Origin of the sequence: uncultured Acetatifactor sp. (assembly GCF_948601915.1) — a bacterium.
Taxonomy (GTDB): domain Bacteria; phylum Bacillota; class Clostridia; order Lachnospirales; family Lachnospiraceae; genus Acetatifactor.
In genome coordinates this window covers 1-16,536 of sequence record NZ_CAPDXS010000118.1, presented here as the reverse complement: position 1 = coordinate 16,536, position 16,536 = coordinate 1, and the positions used below count along the sequence as shown (strand labels likewise).

General features: G+C 57.2%; 11 protein-coding genes. 9 read left to right on the top strand and 2 right to left on the bottom strand.

Going from position 1 to position 16,536, the window contains the following annotated elements:
- Nucleotides 1-128 precede the first annotated feature (128 nt).
- Complete coding sequence (locus Q2B33_RS17795; protein WP_296473765.1) at nt 129-1,475, top strand: AAA family ATPase; 1,347 nt, start codon at nt 129-131, stop codon at nt 1,473-1,475.
- Between the two features lie 255 nt (nt 1,476-1,730).
- On the top strand, nt 1,731-2,066 hold the full coding sequence (locus Q2B33_RS17790) for a hypothetical protein (RefSeq protein WP_300768436.1): 336 nt from the start codon (nt 1,731-1,733) through the stop codon (nt 2,064-2,066).
- Nucleotides 2,067-2,268: 202 nt separating this feature from the next.
- Here Q2B33_RS17790 and pruA read toward each other — a convergent pair whose 3' ends face one another.
- Nucleotides 2,269-3,897 (bottom strand): L-glutamate gamma-semialdehyde dehydrogenase, encoded by a 1,629-nt coding sequence (pruA, locus tag Q2B33_RS17785; RefSeq protein WP_300783645.1) that lies wholly within the window; start codon nt 3,895-3,897, stop codon nt 2,269-2,271.
- Between the two features lie 428 nt (nt 3,898-4,325).
- On the opposite strand from pruA, the gene Q2B33_RS17780 reads away from it, so the two are divergent.
- Complete coding sequence (locus tag Q2B33_RS17780) at nt 4,326-5,198, top strand: methyltransferase domain-containing protein (RefSeq protein WP_300566496.1); 873 nt, start codon at nt 4,326-4,328, stop codon at nt 5,196-5,198.
- A gap of 96 nt (nt 5,199-5,294) precedes the next feature.
- Here Q2B33_RS17780 and Q2B33_RS17775 read toward each other — a convergent pair whose 3' ends face one another.
- Nucleotides 5,295-8,690, bottom strand: coding sequence for a hybrid sensor histidine kinase/response regulator (locus tag Q2B33_RS17775; protein ID WP_300566499.1), 3,396 nt, complete (start codon nt 8,688-8,690; stop codon nt 5,295-5,297).
- 212 nt (nt 8,691-8,902) lie between these two features.
- Between Q2B33_RS17775 and Q2B33_RS17770 the strand changes: the two genes are divergently transcribed.
- The 6 genes from Q2B33_RS17770 to Q2B33_RS17745 form a co-directional block, all read left to right on the top strand.
- A complete protein-coding gene (locus Q2B33_RS17770; RefSeq protein WP_300566502.1) occupies nt 8,903-9,880 on the top strand; it encodes a LacI family DNA-binding transcriptional regulator in 978 nt (325 codons plus the stop codon).
- 668 nt (nt 9,881-10,548) lie between these two features.
- Complete coding sequence (locus tag Q2B33_RS17765) at nt 10,549-11,691, top strand: ABC transporter substrate-binding protein (protein ID WP_300898323.1); 1,143 nt, start codon at nt 10,549-10,551, stop codon at nt 11,689-11,691.
- A 154-nt stretch (nt 11,692-11,845) separates the two neighbouring features.
- The gene (locus tag Q2B33_RS17760; protein ID WP_296455488.1) at nt 11,846-12,727 is read left to right on the top strand and encodes a carbohydrate ABC transporter permease; all 882 of its coding nucleotides are present in this window, start codon (nt 11,846-11,848) and stop codon (nt 12,725-12,727) included.
- Complete coding sequence (locus Q2B33_RS17755; protein ID WP_296473739.1) at nt 12,727-13,587, top strand: carbohydrate ABC transporter permease; 861 nt, start codon at nt 12,727-12,729, stop codon at nt 13,585-13,587. Before Q2B33_RS17760 ends, Q2B33_RS17755 begins: the two co-directional genes overlap by 1 nt.
- A 112-nt stretch (nt 13,588-13,699) precedes the next feature.
- Nucleotides 13,700-15,751, top strand: coding sequence for an alpha-amylase family protein (locus Q2B33_RS17750; RefSeq protein ID WP_300783643.1), 2,052 nt, complete (start codon nt 13,700-13,702; stop codon nt 15,749-15,751).
- A 45-nt stretch (nt 15,752-15,796) separates the two neighbouring features.
- On the top strand, nt 15,797-16,536 hold a 740-nt coding region (locus Q2B33_RS17745), incomplete at its 3' end, for a glycoside hydrolase family 32 protein (protein WP_300823009.1).

Below are 16,536 nucleotides of genomic sequence, written 5' to 3'. Positions count from 1 at the left end.
CTTCCGATCTAGCTGAAGGACGGCACATACCGGGACGAGGCGATCATGGTGAAGATGCTGTGACGCAAATGCGGAACAGTCCGGTAGAGTCGGCTTACCGGTGGCATTTTGAATAGGAGGCAGATGTCTTGCAAAACTTTTATATTGAAAGGATAGAACTTCATAACTATCGCAAATTCGAAAATGTAGAATTTAAGTTAGACAGGAACATGAATCTGCTGATAGGGGAAAATGCTTCCGGAAAGACAACGATTCTGGAAGCCGTCACGGTTGCTCTGGGGGCATACCTTGCGGCATACAGGACATATGTTCCAAGCCGTTTTGTCAGGAATATATCGGATAGCGACGTGCGGCGAAAAGGGCAGCGGAATATGGAACCGGATGTCCTGGTAGGGACAGGAATAGAACAATACCCCTGCTATATAGCATCGGAGCTGATGATAAACGAAAAAAAGCATTATTACAAGCGCGTAGTGGAGAAAAAAGACAATCGGACAAAGTTTTCGGGCAGCAATCCCATGCAGAAAATGGTGATGGAGTGGGAGAAGGCGATTAAGGCCGGAGACGGGACGGACGCAAAGTTCATTTTTCCGTTGGTGCTGTACCTGAGCTCCGGGCGGCTGTGGAAGGAAAACAGAAGCTCTGATTTCAACTATGATATTCCGAACCGGACGGATGCCTATCATCGATGCCTGGATTCGAACCGTGGAATGCAGATTCCGTTTAATTATATCCGCCATTTGAAAGAGGTAGCTGCGCAGGAGAAAAAGGGGGTCGATTTTCCGGCATATACCCTGATCATGGATGCAATCAACAAAAGCATGGAAGAGGAAATGGCAGAGGGGGAAAGGATTGAATACTCTCTGCGCTATAATGGCCTTGCGGTGGTAGACAGCGACGGTACATGGATACCCTTTGATGGACTGAGCGATGGGTATCGAAATGTAATCAAAATCGTGGCAGATATCGCGACCCGGATGTGCATCCTGAATCCATATTTAAAAGAAGATACCCTGGAGAAAACTCCCGGGGTAGTGATTATTGACGAGCTGGACTTAAGCCTTCATCCAAAGTGGCAAAGGCGGATCATCGCTACATTGACGACGATTTTCCCGAGAGTGCAGTTCATCTGTGCCAGCCACTCGCCCTTTTTGATACAATCTCTGAAAAAAGGGAAGCTGATTTCCATGGACGGGGAGATTGAGGAGGAATACTATAGCCAGAGCATAGAGGATATCGCCGAGAACATTATGGATGTGGAGAACCCTCAGTACAGTGAGGAACGGCAGAAAATGTATGAATCGGCGGAAGCGTACTTTGCGGGCCTGGAGAGGGCGACGGACAGGGAAGCGCTGAAAGAGATAAAGGAAGAACTGGAGCGCCTGACCGCCAGGTTTGGCGACAATCCGGCATACTATGCCTTTTTGAACCAGAAGTACCTGAGTAGAGCTTCTGAAATAGGAGGAAAGGAATGAGGCCGATAGAAAAGGGGGACCCTCCTTATATGGAGATAGCTTCTTATCAGGAAGCGTTTCCTTATCTGCACATACTGTAACTCCAGAAAGGGCGAAAAGGTCAAAAAGGGACAGGGCTGGAGGTGGCTATGGCCGGATGAACACAATACTTTTCTGGCATTTTCCTATGAAGGTGCAGTGCCAAAGATAAATGAGGAATATCTGCAAAGGATTGGAGAAGAAGCTTTGAACAGGGCGAAAGCGCTTTTTGAGGATTTGGCGCTGGACTACAGGCCATGCGGAAAAGGAAAGGGCATTGCGGGAAAGAAAAAGGATAAGCGCTGGGAGAGGCGTTTTGAGGCCCTGAGTGTGGCGGAGCATGCAAAGCAGGATTGGGATATGCTCAAAGATACGGAATTTCGGGAGAGACAGCTACATAATATTGAAAATCTGGCCAAAGGGTATGGCTTTTTCTCAATCTGGATGATGGTATTCAGGGAAGAGCCTGAGATAAAGAAAAGCCTGATTCAGATATTTCCAGGGACTGCAGGGAATTGCTTTGATGAAGAGGCAATACCTGTAAGGCGTCCGGAGAGCATATTGGGATTGTAGGGGGGAGAAGAAGCGGCAAGCTGCGCTTTTCCGTAGCAGGAGAGCGCCGGATGTCCGGAGAGGGAGAGGAATGACAGCGCTATGAAAAGGAGCCGGGCGGCGTCAGCGGCAATCAGGATGGCAAGAAAATGCGGGGCTGTGGGGAATGACCATTTTCCCACAGCCCCGGACATTTATGGATAAGCAAACCTTGCCAAACATACTACGCCTCTGTCATATAAGGATAGGCGATGGCGCTGGAAGGGCTGAAGGTCTCCTTCACCGTATGGGGGCTGACCCAGCGGATCATGTTCAGCACAGTGCCAGCCTTGTCGTTGGTGCCGGAAGCCCGGGCCCCGCCGAAGGGCTGCTGTCCCACCACGGCGCCGGTGCACTTGTCGTTGATGTAGAAGTTTCCTGAGGAATTGCGCAGGGCCCGCTCCATCTTCACGATGACCTCCCTGTCCTGGGCGAAGATGGCCCCGGTGAGGGCATAAGGGGAGGCGCTGTCGCAGATGGCCAGGGTCTCGTCCAGCTTGTCGTCCTCATACACATAGATGGAGACGATGGGCCCGAAGATCTCCTTCACCATGGACTCGTAGGTGGGTGTCTTGCAGCGGATGATGGTGGGCTGCACGAACCAGCCCTTGCTGTCGTCATAGCTGCCCCCTGCCACGAACTCGCACTCCGGCGAGGCGGCGGCCCTGTCGATGTACCCCTTGCAGGTCTCGAAGGAAGCTTTGTCAATGACTGCGGCCATGAACGTGTCGAACTCCTGGACATCCCCCACCTTCAAAGTGGCGGTCTGCTCCTTTAGGCGCTTCTCCACCACGGGCCAGATGCTGGCTGGCACGAAAGCCCTGGAGCAGGCGGAGCATTTCTGCCCTTGGTACTCGAAGGAGCCACGGACGATTGCCGCCACCAGAGGCTCGATGTCAGCGGTATTGTGGGCGAAGATGAAGTCCTTGCCGCCCGTCTCGCCCACCAGCCTGGGATAGTTGGCATAGGAGGCGATGTTCCCCCCCACCTGCTTCCACACGCTCTGGAAGACGCCGGTGGAGCCGGTGAAGTGGAAGCCCGCCATCTTGGGATGGCTCACTACATACTTGGACATGTCGCCTCCGGTGCAGGGCACGAAGTTGATGACCCCTGCGGGCAGGCCGCACCACTGGAGCAGCTTCATGTAGTAATAGTTGGAGAGCACCGCCGTGCGGCTGGGCTTCCACAGGGCCACATTCCCTACGATGGCAGGGGCCGTGGGCAGGTTTCCGCCGATGGAGGTGAAATTAAAGGGAGAGATGGCGCAGATAAAGCCGTCCAGGGGGCGATAGTCCTGCCTGTTCCAGACCCCGGCGCTGCTGGCGGGCTGGTCCCCAAAGATTTCCTGTGCCCCCCACACGCCGAAGCGCAGGAAGTCCGCCAGCTCCGCGATGTCGATTTCCGCCTGGAACACGGTCTTGGACTGGCCCAGCATAGTGGAAGCGTTCAGCACCTGGCGATAGGAGCCGGTGATCATATCCGCTGCCTTCAGGAAGATGGCGGAGCGGTGCTCCCAGGGCATGGCCTCCCAGGCGTCCTTGGCCTCTAAAGCGGCGTCGATGGCCATGTTCAGCTCTTTTTCCCCGGCCATGCAGCATTCCGCGATTACGTGTTTGTGGTCGTGCGGCATGGTGACCTGGATGGTCTCCTCCGTCCAGACCTCTTTACCGCCGATGATCAGGGGAATCTTGACCACCTGGGCGGCCTGCTTTTCCAGCTCCGCTTTCAGCGCGGCCCGCTCGGGGCTGCCGGGCAGATAGCCGTTGAAGGCATCGTTTTTCGGCTTTTCAATGGTGAAATATGCGTTTGGCATGTTCTCTGTACCTCCGTTTTATAGATTATGTAAACCCAGCACGTACACGCTGGAACAATTTTTAGTATACTATGCGGTTTTTGCAGTGTCAAGCTTTCGCACGGCGGTCTGGCGGTTCTACAGATAGCGTGGTTGCTCGCTCGGTGCCACCGCGAGGTGGTTTCATGTGTATGTTGTATGGAAATACCGAGACGGCATGGCCGGGCAGCGGCCTTCTGCATGGAGGCTTTGTCCTGTTCAACTGCCAGGAGAATTCTTTGCCCGGATTCTCCGGCCCCGTTATTGCGCTTTTGTCATTCTTATATTAGGATAAAAGGGACATGATACATAGTACGGACATTCGGCGCAAGGGGACAGGAGCCATGCGCCGAAGTACAGCGGGCTCAATGTCCGCGGGAATCGACCCTATGGCAGAAAGGCGGCAGACAATGGATCATTTGAAAACAGGAGAAGTCATCAGCAAGAGGCGCAGGGAGCTGGGCCTGACCCAGAACCAGCTGGCAAAGACCCTGAACATTTCCTTCCAGGCGGTGTCAAAATGGGAGAACGGCACCGCCTACCCGGACATCGAGATGCTGCCCAGGCTGGCGGCGGCCCTGAACACCACCGTGGACGCCCTGCTGGGCTACCGCAGTGTGGTGACGGACTACGACAAGCGGTACGAGGCAGAGGAATACTACTGGGGGCTTCAGCCCAACCGCATCTGCTACGACATCATGAAGCTCCTTCCCCCCATCAGGCCCTACCGGGTATTGGACATGGGCTGCGGGGAGGGGAAGGACGCGGTGTTCCTGGCCAAATGCGGTTACAATGTCACTGCCTTCGACATCTCGGAGCAGGGCATCGACAAGGCAAAACGGCTGGCGGAGCACAACAAGGTGGACGTGAGGCTCTTCAAGGCAGACATCCTGGACTACCAGCCGGACGATGACTACAATATCATCTTTAGCAGCGGCATGCTCCACTTCATCCCGAAGCCCCGCAGGCAGGAGCTCTGCGACAGCTTGAAGGCCCATACCGTGGAGAACGGCTTCAACGCCCTGAACGTCTTCGTCCGAAAGCCCTTCATCACCCGGGCCTGGGACAGCGCCAGGGACGAAGAACTGCGGCATCCCTGGCATTCCGGGGAGCTGTTCGGCTATTACCACGACTGGCTGTTCCATACCTGCAGGGAGGAGGTCTTCGACTGCAACAGCGGCGGCGTCCCCCATAAGCACTGCATGGATACCCTGATCGCCCAGAAGCTGGAGGCGGGAGTGCAGATAGAGGGGCAGAGCGGAAATGCCGGATCCGGCAGGTGAAAATCCGGGGAGCCGGAACCGGGAACTGTACCAATAAGCATAAGAGGCCCCTGCCGCCGGATTCTCCGGTGGCAGGGGCCTTTCCATGCATAAGCTTTAACCCAAATACTTCCCCAGAATCTTTAAGAACAGATCGATGTCGATTGGCTTCGCCACATGGGCGTTCATGCCGTTCTTCAGGGCGTTCTCCTTGTCCTCCTCCATGGCGTTGGCGGTCATGGCGATGATGGGCAGGGTCTTGACGTCCTGCCTGGGCAGGGCCCGTATGGTCCTGGTGGCCTCGTAGCCGTCCATCACAGGCATCTGCACGTCCATGAGGACGGCGTCGTAATAATGCTCCTGGGCCTGGCGGACCATGTCCACCGCATCCGTGCCGTCCGGCGCGGACTCCACCTCGAAGCCGGTCTCCGTCAGGATGGCTTCCGCAATCTCCCGGTTCAGCTCATTGTCCTCCACCAGGAGGATGCGCTTGCCGGAGAAATCGGCTTCTGTCCAGGAGGCGGATTCGTTCTCCTTTTCGATGAGATGGTTGGCAGCCAGCAGGGCGGACTTCAGGTCGGACATGAACAGCGGCTTGGCGCAGAAGGCGGTGACCCCTGCCTGCTTGGCCTCCTCCTCGATGTCCGTCCAGTCGTAGGCGGTGAGGATGATGATGGGGACCTCGCGGCCGATGGCCTCGCGGATGCGCCTGCAGGTCTCCAGCCCGCTCATCTCCGGCATCTGCCAGTCGATGATATAGGTATGGTAGGAATCCCCCTCATTGTAGGCGCTCTTCGCCCGATAGACCGCTTCCTTTCCGGAGGTGGTCCACTCCGCCCGCATGCCGATTTGGGCCAGCATCCTGCATACGCTCTCACAGCTGTCGCAGTCGTCGTCCACCACGATGGCCCGCAGCCCCTCCAGCTCCTTGATCTGGGCCGCGTTCCGCTCGGTATCCTGGAGCTTCAGGCTCAGCTCCACCCGGAACTCGCTGCCCTGCCCCTTCTCGCTCTGGACGGTGATGGTGCCGCCCATCATCTCCACGATGTTCTTGGTGATGGCCATCCCCAGGCCCGTGCCCTGGATGCCGGTCTTGGTGGTGCTGGCCTCCCGCTCAAAGGGCTCGAAGATATGCTCCACGAAGTCCGGCGCCATGCCGATGCCATTGTCCTTGACGATGAATATGTAGTCTCCTCTGCCCCGGTGGAAAGTGGACTGCTGCTGGATGCGGAAGCTCACGGTGCCCCCCGCGGGGGTGTACTTTACGGCATTGCTCAGCAGGTTCACGAAGACCTGGCTGAGCTTCAGGGGATCGGCGATCACGTCCTCGTTGTTCACGTTGAAGGTATCGATGAACAGGTCCAGCCGCTTGGCCGTCACCTGGGGCTGTATGATGTTCACCAGGTTGTGGGTCAGCTCGGAGATGTTGCACTCCTGCTCCTTGATCTGCACCTTTCCGCTCTCAATCCGGCTCATGTCCAGGATATCGTTGATCAGGCTCAGGAGGTGGTTGCTGGAGGAGAGCACCTTCTGCAGGCAGTCCCTCACCTGATTCCGGTTGTCGATATGGCTGGCCGCGATGGTGGCGAAACCGATGATGGCGTTCATGGGGGTGCGTATGTCGTGGGACATATTGGAGAGGAAGGTGGTCTTGGCCTGGTTGGCCCTCTGGGCCTGCATCAGGGCATCCTGCAGGGCGAGGGTCTGCTCCCGCTGCTTCTGCACTTGGGCGGTGATGTCCTTGGACACCACCATGACCATGATGTCCCCCGTGGCGCTCTCCCGGTTCATGATGAAGGACTGGCGCACGCACATGGGTTGCCTGGCCTCGCCAAAGCCCCAGTAATCCAAGTTGACATCCAGCTCACCCTGCTCGAAGCGCTGCCGCAGATGCTCTAAACTGACCACGGTCCTGTACTCCTCCAGGGATTCCTCCATGATGAAGGACTTCCAGCCCTCGAAGCATGCGGAGGCGGTGCAGGGGGCCTCCAGGCCGATCATTTCCAGCAGGGAGACCTGCCGCCCGCCTACGGAGATGGTGATGTCCTGCTCGATGAGGTCGCGGCTGAGGTTGAACTCGAAGGTGCAGAAGGCCGTGGAGGTGATGGCTATCCGGTACTGCCGCTCCTTGCGGTTCATGACGGACAGCGCTTTCTGGCTCTGGAGCTCTCGCTGCTTCAGCTCCGTGATGTTCTGGCGGACGAACAGAATCCGGACGGCCCGCCCCGCCTCCCGCTGGAGGCGCACCGCTATCAGATGCTCCCAGTCCTCTTTCCCGTTCCGGGAGACATGGCATTCGTAGGTGAAGGTGTCCTGCTCCGAAAGGGCCTTCGCGATGGCTTCGGGGCTGAAGGCCTGGAGGAACCGTTCCTTCTCTTCCTCCTCGATGAGATCCTGGGCATTGGCCCGGATGACGTCGTCATAGGAGCCCTCCCTGGCCAGGCTGCTGTTCAGGGGCTGGATGCCGGCCAGGTAGGAATAGGTGTTGGTCTCCAGGTCCACCGTGAGATACCTGGAGGAAAAGAGGGTGTTCAGGCCGTCCAGCACATAGCCGAACTGGGTGTTCTGCTTTTCCAGGATCTTCCGCCGCATGCGGCTGTGGAACAGCAGGACGATGATATAGACGACGAACAGGCAGATCAGGATGACCTGCAGCACCATGCCGGCATGGTTGGCCTCCCGGAGCATGGACCTGGTCACGCTCTGGGGGAAGGCCTGGACCAGGACATAGTCGCTGTCCGGTATGCGGATTACGCACAGATTGTCGGACAGGCTCTCGGGCGTGCACTGGAAGCCGGCGCTCTCGGTGCCGTTCTGGAAGGCCGCCTGTACCGCGTCGGCGGTGCCCTTATCGATATTGCCGGATTCCAGTAGCAGCTCGGTCAGAGGCTGGTCGTGGCTGCCTACAACGGAGCTGGCAATGATCCAGCCGTCCTGGCTGCACAGATAGGCGTCCGCCGTTTCGCCGAAGTAGCTGGTGGTCAGCATGTCCCGGAGATAATCCTCGGCGAAGTACAGTCCCAGCAGCACGCCGGTAATCTCGCCGTCATGCTCCACAGGGGCGTAGAACACCGTCATCATCTGGTCGGTGATTCTGGACCGGAGCACCTCCATGCCGCTCTTCCCCTGCATGCCGTTCAGAAAATAGTTCCGGTCCCGGCTGTCGCTGGTCTGGCCGTCGGAGGCCGTATTGAGGCCCTGGGCATTGGTGAAGCGGATGGCGTCGAAGGAGGCGTGCTCCTCCATCCCCCGGAGCAGCTCCGGGGCAATCTCCGGCCGGTCCTGGCTGGTGCCCAGCAGATAGGCGTAGTTGCGCATCCGGAGTTGGGCGCTGTGGAATTCGCCCTTGATTCGCCTGGCTGTCTGGTCGGCGGAATCCATGGCATAATTCAGGTTCTGGTTCTCGATTCGGCGCCGGTTCGTGGCGGAATACCATTGGAACAGCAGGCAAATCCCCGCCAGCAGGATACAGATATATACGATGTTCTTCCAGTTCTTTTTCGGTATATGCATAAAATGCCCCCCCCGTCCGCGCATGGCCCCTATGAAAAATAAGATGGACGCGATGCGTTTATGTGCCAATATTATACCACCTGGACGGCAGTTTTTGAAGACATATTTTTTGGCAGTCTTTACGGATCCGGAATAATATGGTATACTGGTGAAAAGGAATGATAACCGCTTGTTATAAATACGGACGACAATATGGAAAAGGGAGTGATGATATGGCGACGTTAAAGGATGTGGCGAGGGAATCGGGGCTTACGGTAGGCACGGTGTCCCGGGTGCTGAACAACAGGGGATACATCAGTGACAGCGCCCGGGAGAAGGTGGACCAGGCCATGAAGAAGCTGAACTACCAGCCCAATGAGGTGGCCCGCTCCCTCTCCAAGAGCAGCAGCAACACCATAGGGCTCATCGTGCCGCATATCCGCCATCCGTATTTCATAGAGATGATCAGCCACCTGGAGTACCAGGCCTATAAGAAGGGGTACAGGATACTGCTGTGCAATTCCCGGAACATGCAGGAGAAGGAAAGGGAATACATTGACATCTGCACCGGCAACAAGGTGGCGGGGATCATCCTGTGCAGCGGCACCGTGCCGGTGGAGGTCTTCGACAAGATCGGGATTACGGTGGTCACCATCGAGCGGTTCCTGGACAACGGCACGGCGGCGGTGGAATGCGACAACAGACAGGGGGGCGTGCTGGCCGCGGAGAAGCTGATTGCCTGCGGCTGCAGGCATCTGCTCCATGTGGGGAACATCGGGGGCGTCTTCATGCCCGCGGACATGCGCACCGAGGGCTTCCGGGAGGTCTGCGAGAGGGAGCATGTGCACTTTGAGGAGATCCTCACGGAGGAAATCCAGTACGACAGCATGATGTACGAGGACATGCTGGAGGAGGCCCTGCGGAAATATCCGGAGACCGACGGGCTGTTCGTGAACAGCGACGTCATCGCCGCCCAGACCCTGCAGGCCTGCGGGAGGCTCCACATTCCGGTGCCGGAGCGGCTGAAGATCATCGGGTTCGACGATGTGTTCCTGTCCACCCTTACCACGCCCCAGCTCACCACCATCCACCAGCCCGCCAAGGAGATGGCGGAGATTGCGGTCAACCTCCTTCACGATTCCGTCTCCGGGAAGGTGGTCCCCAAGCGGACGGTGCTTCCGGTGCGCCTGGTGGAGAGGGGGACTACGTAAGGAAAATGGATGATTATGGAGGATTTAGGAAAGGAGTCCTACGTTCTGAGAGAGCGGAGGGCTCTTTTTCTGTGGAAAAGCACATAAAAAACGCCGAAATCTATGTGCGGCGCTGGAGAGAGGGGCTTCCCCGGCCGCTCCGGGGGACGGGAAACAGTCGTTCCGCAGGCGGCCGAAGGGCCGAAATTCCTGGGATTGGGCGAAAGCGGCCCATAAAATCGGAAAATAAGTAAGAATATGTTATCACATAGTCAATAAAAATAACAAAGGCTTATCATGTTGTAAAAACTGTTTACAAGCCCAAAATATAGTAAATATATACAAAAAACAAGCCAAAAATAAGAAAATAAGCGCCTGTTTTTGACTATAATCACGAAAAATATGTTAAGCGGTTGACATATAAAAACTACTGTGCTATGATCATGTCATGCAAAACGGAACAGGGTTTCAACTGATCGGGCAATCAGGCCGGAAACGGCCCAAAATCATAAAAAAGGCGCGGAGGCGCTATATAAGGAGGAAAAGGAACATGAGAAAGAAGCTACTTGCAATGATGCTGGCAACAGCGATGGGGCTCTCCCTGACGGCATGCGGCGGGGAAGGCGGAGACGGCGGCTCTTCGGGAGACGGGGGGGGTATCCATCACCATCTTCAACTCCAAGTCAGAGGTGCAGAGCCAGTTCGAGGCTATGGCCGAGGAGTACAGCAAGACAAAGGGCGTCAATGTGGAGATTTACTATTCCAATGACACCGTGGCGGCCCACATGGCCACCAAGTATTCCGCCAACGATCCTTACACCATCTCCATGGTGGACGCCAAGGACGTCTACTCTCTGGCGGAGGAGCATGCGGCAGACCTGAGCAATGAGAAATGGGTGGCCAACACGGATTACGCCATCTCCGTAGGCGGCAAGGTGGTAGGCTTCCCGGTATGCGTGGAGGCCAGAGGCGTCATCTACAACGCGGAGGCCATCGAGGCCGTCACCGGAAAGGAGTTCAAGCCGGAGGAGTACAAGACGCTGGACGCCTTCCAGGGGCTGCTGGATGAGCTTGTGGCAGGGGGCATGGAGACGCCCACCGGCATCATGAAGGAGGACTGGTCCCTGGGCGCGCATTTCCTGTGCGAGGTCTATGAGGAGCAGCCGGACGTGGAAGCCTACATAAGCGCCCTTCACGCAGGCACCGCCGACCTGGCGAACAACCCCAAGTGGACTGCCAAGATGGATACCTTCGACGCTCTGAAGAAATACAATTACGCCGCGGGTTCCCCTGTGGCCGCGGAGCGCGAGGTGACGGAGCAGAAGCTGGCCGAGGGCGAGATCGCCTTCATGTTCGGCGGCAACTGGGACTGGTCCGTGATCAACGCCTATGAGTATTCCGAGAAGATGGGAATGATGCCCGTTCCCCAGAACACCGACGACGGCGCCAACGAGAAGCTGGTGGGCGGCGGCTCCAAGTACATGTTCATCGATTCCTCCGAGAACACCTCCGACGAGCAGAGGCAGGCGGCCAAGGACTTCCTGAACTGGATCGTGTTCGAGGCGGACGGAAACGCCTTCCTCACCGAGCAGTGCGCCCTTGTCCCCGCTTTCAGCAATGTCAACGCGGAAGCGCTGGATCCTCTGTCCGCTTCCGTAAAGAAGTACGCGGACGAAGGGAAGCTGATCGACAACTACAATTACTTCCCGGACGACCATCTCTCCAAGTGCGGCGCTTCCTTCCAGAAATATCTGGCGGATCAGATAGACAGGGCTGGCTTCGCGGCTGAGATTGAGGAATACTGGAAGAACACCACGCCTGTGGAGCACTGATTTGGCAGAATTCTGACATCTGGCTCCCGCGGCGCTGCCCCTGCCCCCTCTGGGGCGCGGCAGCCGGGCAGCGCCCGCGGGGGGCATTCCAATGGATTCCAATGGAAGAAAAGCATTTCATTAGAAGAAAAGCATTCCAGGAAGGATTGAGACTATGAAAACTAATACCATGTCCTACAAATGCAAACAATTCATGATGTTTGCAGGGGTGACGACCTTTATATTCATCGCTGTCGTCATTGTCCCCTTCATATATGGCTTCTATCTGACCTTCACCAGCTGGGACGGCGTGTCCTCCCAGAAGCCCTTTGTGGGAATCGCCAATTATGTGGCCTCCTTTTCGGATGTGGCCTACTGGCAGGCGCTGGGCAGGACGGTGATCTACTCCGCCATTGCGGTGATCCTGGTGAACGTGGTGGCCTTCATCCTGGCCTTCCTTGTGACCAGCGGCGTCAAGGGCCAGAACTTCTTCCGGGCAGGATTCTTCATTCCGAACCTGATCGGCGGCATCGTGCTCGGTTACATTTGGAAATTCGTGTTCAACCGTGCCTTCGTCGCTGTTGGCGAAGCCCTTTCCATCGGCGCCCTTTCCACCTCCTGGCTGGCTACCACCAATGGCGCCATGCTCTGCCTGATCATCGTCTCCGTGTGGCAGTACGCAGGCTATATGATGCTGATCTACGTGGCCGGCTTCATGAGCGTGTCGGCTGACGTGCTGGAGGCCGCCAGGATAGACGGCTGCACCAACACCCAGTCCATCATCAAGATTTCCATCCCCCTGATGGTATCGTCCTTTGTACAGTGCCTGTTCCTGACCATCACCAGATGCTTCATGGTATACGATGTGAACCTGTCCCTGACAAACGGCGAACCCTTCAACAGCTCGGTTATGGCAGCCATGCATGTGTATAACCAGGCGTTCACCTATAAAAACTATGGTACCGGCCAGGCCGAGGCACTGATCCTCTTCATTGTATGCGCAGTGGTAGGCGTGCTTCAGGTCAGCATCGGTAAGAAAGCGGAGGTGTCAGCATAATGGATGATTTGAATGAAAGAGCAGCCAGAAACCGAAAAATCAAACATGCCGTCTTCATGGTGGTACTGATTGTATTGTTCGCTTGCTTTATCTTCCCGTTCCTGCTGGTGTTGATCAATGTATTTAAAGAGAAGGGGGATATCAATTCCAATCCCCTGGCGCTGGTGGGATCCCGTGGCTTTACCCTGAAGAACTTCCCGGAGGCCATGGACAAGATGAATTTCTGGAGATCCTTTGGGAACTCTATGGTTGTCACGGTATCCTCCACCATCTTCACGATCCTGCTGGCCTCCATGACGGCCTATGTGATCGTGCGCAACAAGTGGAAGGCCTGCGGCGCTTTGTTCGGTATGATGATCGCTTCCATGGTCATTCCCTTCCAGGTGCTGATGATTCCCCTGGTATCCTTCTACGGCGGCACCCTGGGGATCCTGAACAGCAGGGTGACATTGATATTCATGCATGTGGGATTCTCCCTGTCCATGGCCACGTTCATGTTCCACGGGGCGATCCATACCAATGTGCCCATAGCTCTGGAGGAGGCGGCCACCATCGACGGCTGCACCAAGTGGCAGACCTACTGGCAGATCGTGTTCCCTCTGCTGAAGCCCACGATCGCCACGGTGGCCATCATAGATGCCATGGCATTCTGGAACGACTATCTGCTGCCCAGCCTGGTACTGGGGAGAAAGGAAATGTACACGATTCCCATTGCCACCCAGGTATTCTACGGAACCTATTCCACGGACATCGGTCTGGTGATGGCGGCCCTGCTGCTGGCCATGCTGCCGATCCTGGTCCTGTATTTGTTCCTGCAGCGCTATATCGTTGAGGGCGTGACCTCCGGCGCGGTGAAGTAAAGGCAAAGAGAAAGTTCAAGAGGGGCTGCTTGCATGACAAAAAGACACTGGGGAATGCGGCAGCCCTTTTTGTATCATATATTTTCAGGGAAAAACCAAGAGAGGTAAGCATATGGACAAGACGCATACTTTTGAAGAACGGCTGGCAAGACATCATGACGAGCTGCGCTGGCTCTACATGGAGCTGTACCACAACGGGGACATGTTCGCCGAGCTGTGCGACAATATGGAGAGATTCTACAGGGAGCGGGACCAGGGGCTGAAGGCCATGGACGCGGAGCGGGAGGAACGCCCGGACTGGTATAAGGGCAACGGCCTGCTGGGCATGATGTTCTATATAGACAATTTCGCGGGGAACATGAAAGGCGTAACCGAAAAACTGGACTATATCGAACGGTGCGGCGTGAACTACATCCACCTGATGCCCTTTCTGGATACGCCCAGGGGCAGGTCCGACGGGGGGTACGCCGTGTCGGATTTCCGGAAGGTGCAGGAGGATCTGGGATCCATGGAGGATCTGGAGCGGCTCACGGCCGCCTGCCACAAGAAGGGAATCAATGTGTGCATGGACTTTGTCATGAACCATACCTCGGAGGAGCATGACTGGGCAAGGCGGGCCCGCCAGGGGGACGGGGAATACATGAGCCGGTATTTTTTCTATGACAATGGCGACATCCCCTCCCGGTACGAGCAGACGGTTCCGCAGGTATTCCCCACCACGGCCCCGGGGAACTTCACCTGGCTGCCCGACTGCGGCCACTATGTGATGACCACGTTCTATCCCTACCAGTGGGACCTGAACTACCGCAACCCCAGGGTGTTCAACGAGATGATGTACAATTTTCTGTATCTTGCGGGCAGGGGGATTGACATCATCCGCATCGATGCGGTACCCTATATCTGGAAGGAGCTGGGAACGAGCTGCCGCAACCTCCCCCAGGTGCATACGATTGTGCGCATGATGCGCATGATTGGGGAAATCGTCTGTCCGGGCATCCTGCTGCTGGGGGAGGTGGTCATGGAGCCGGAGAAGGTGGTGCCCTACTTCGGTACGGTGGAGAAGCCGGAGTGCCACATGCTCTACAATGTGACCACCATGGCCACCACCTGGCATACGGTGGCCACCAGGGACGTGAGGCTCTTGAAGCGCCAGCTGGACATCGTGAACTCCCTGCCCAAGGAGTATGTGTTCCTGAACTATCTGCGCTGCCATGACGATATCGGCTGGGGGCTGGATTATCCCGCCCTGAAGGGGGAGGGCATCGAGGAGCGCGCCCACAAGAAGTACTTAAACGACTATTTCCAGGGCTATGCCGGGGACAGCGAGAGCCGGGGAGAGCTCTACAACGCGGATCCCGTGACGGGGGACGCCAGGTTCTGCGGCACCACGGCTTCCATGTGCGGCATTGAGAAGGCAGGGTTCGAGCAGGATGGGGAGGCTATGGAGAGGGCCATCCGGAAGGATGTGATGCTCCACGCCTACATGTTCATGCAGTCAGGCATCCCGGTGCTCTACGGCGGGGATGAGATTGCCCAGGTCAACGACTATACCTACAAGGAGGATCCGGACAAGGCGCCGGACTCCAGATACATCCACCGGGGAGCCATGAACTGGGAGCTGGCCGGCAACATAGACGACCCCGACACCGTGGAGGGGAAGCTCTTCGGAAGGCTGAAGGCCCTGGAGGAGATCCGGAAGCGGGAGAAGGTGTTCGTGTCGGGAGCGGACACCTGGACCGTCGAGACCTGGGAGAAGGCCATCCTGTGCATCGGCAGGTACTACAGGGGCGAGAAGCTCTTCGGCCTGTTCAATTTCAGCGGATATGAGAAGACGGCCTGGATCCACGAGGCGGACGGCGAGTACGTGGACCTGATTTCCGGGGAGAAGGTGCGGCCTGAGGAGGTCCGGGTGCCGGCCTTTGGATTCTATTATCTGAAGAAGGTGGAGGAGCCCCGGGGGGAAGAGGCGCTGCGGGAGCAGACACCGGGAAAGCCCCGGGGGGAAGAGGCGCTGCGGGAGCAGACACCGGGAAAGCCCCGGGAGGAAGAGGCGCTGCGGGAGCAGCAGAAGGAAACGCCCCAGGAGCCGGAGGAAGAAACGCCGAAGAAATCCCGGAAGCAGACGGCGGCCACGCCAAAAAAGAAGCGGAGGAAGCGGGCATAGCGGAATCGGCTGGCGGCGGGACGGGCCGCGGAAACGAGGTAGAACATGGCAAGTCAGACATTGCGAGAGGCAAGAAAATACGAAGAGATGGCGGAGGCGCAGATCCCTCAGGAGGCGCGCCCCGCCTTCCACCTGTCACCCAGGGCGGGCTGGATGAACGATCCCAACGGTTTTTCCTGGTATCAGGGGATGTACCATATGTTCTATCAGTACCATCCCTACAGCTCCTACTGGGGTCCCATGCACTGGGGGCATGCGGTGAGCAGGGATCTCCTGCACTGGGAGTACCTGCCCGCGGCCCTGGCCCCGGACATGCCCTACGACAAGGACGGATGCTTTTCGGGAAGCGCGCTGGAGCTGGCGGACGGCAGACAGATGCTGATGTACACCGGCGTGCTCCATGAGCCCCAGCCGGACGGCAGCTTCCATGAGATCCAGACCCAGTGCATCGCCCTGGGGGACGGCAGGGACTATGAGAAGCTGCCGGAGAACCCGGTGCTCACGGAGAAGGCCCTGCCGGAGGGCGGCAGCAGGTACGACTTCCGCGACCCCAAGGCCTGGCTGGGGGAGGACGGGCGCTATTACTGCGTGGCAGGGAACTGCACCGGGGACAAGGACGGCCAGATCCTGCTCTACAGCAGCGCCGATGGCCTGCACTGGCAGTACGAGAAGATTCTGGCGAAGAACAACGGGCGCTTCGGCAGGATGTGGGAGTGCCCGGACTTCTTCGAGCTGGACGGAAAGCATGTGCTCCTCACCAGCCCCCAGGACATGCTGCCCAGGGG

What these genes read in the sequence shown, in the direction of transcription:
- pruA (WP_300783645.1), bottom strand. Translation starts at nt 3,897, where the DNA reads ATGCCAAACGCATATTTCACCATTGAAAAGCCGAAAAACGATGCCTTC.
- Q2B33_RS17780 (WP_300566496.1), top strand. Translation starts at nt 4,326, where the DNA reads ATGGATCATTTGAAAACAGGAGAAGTCATCAGCAAGAGGCGCAGGGAG.
- Q2B33_RS17775 (WP_300566499.1), bottom strand. Translation starts at nt 8,690, where the DNA reads ATGCATATACCGAAAAAGAACTGGAAGAACATCGTATATATCTGTATC.
- Q2B33_RS17770 (WP_300566502.1), top strand. Translation starts at nt 8,903, where the DNA reads ATGGCGACGTTAAAGGATGTGGCGAGGGAATCGGGGCTTACGGTAGGC.
- Q2B33_RS17760 (WP_296455488.1), top strand. Translation starts at nt 11,846, where the DNA reads ATGAAAACTAATACCATGTCCTACAAATGCAAACAATTCATGATGTTT.
- Q2B33_RS17755 (WP_296473739.1), top strand. Translation starts at nt 12,727, where the DNA reads ATGGATGATTTGAATGAAAGAGCAGCCAGAAACCGAAAAATCAAACAT.
- Q2B33_RS17750 (WP_300783643.1), top strand. Translation starts at nt 13,700, where the DNA reads ATGGACAAGACGCATACTTTTGAAGAACGGCTGGCAAGACATCATGAC.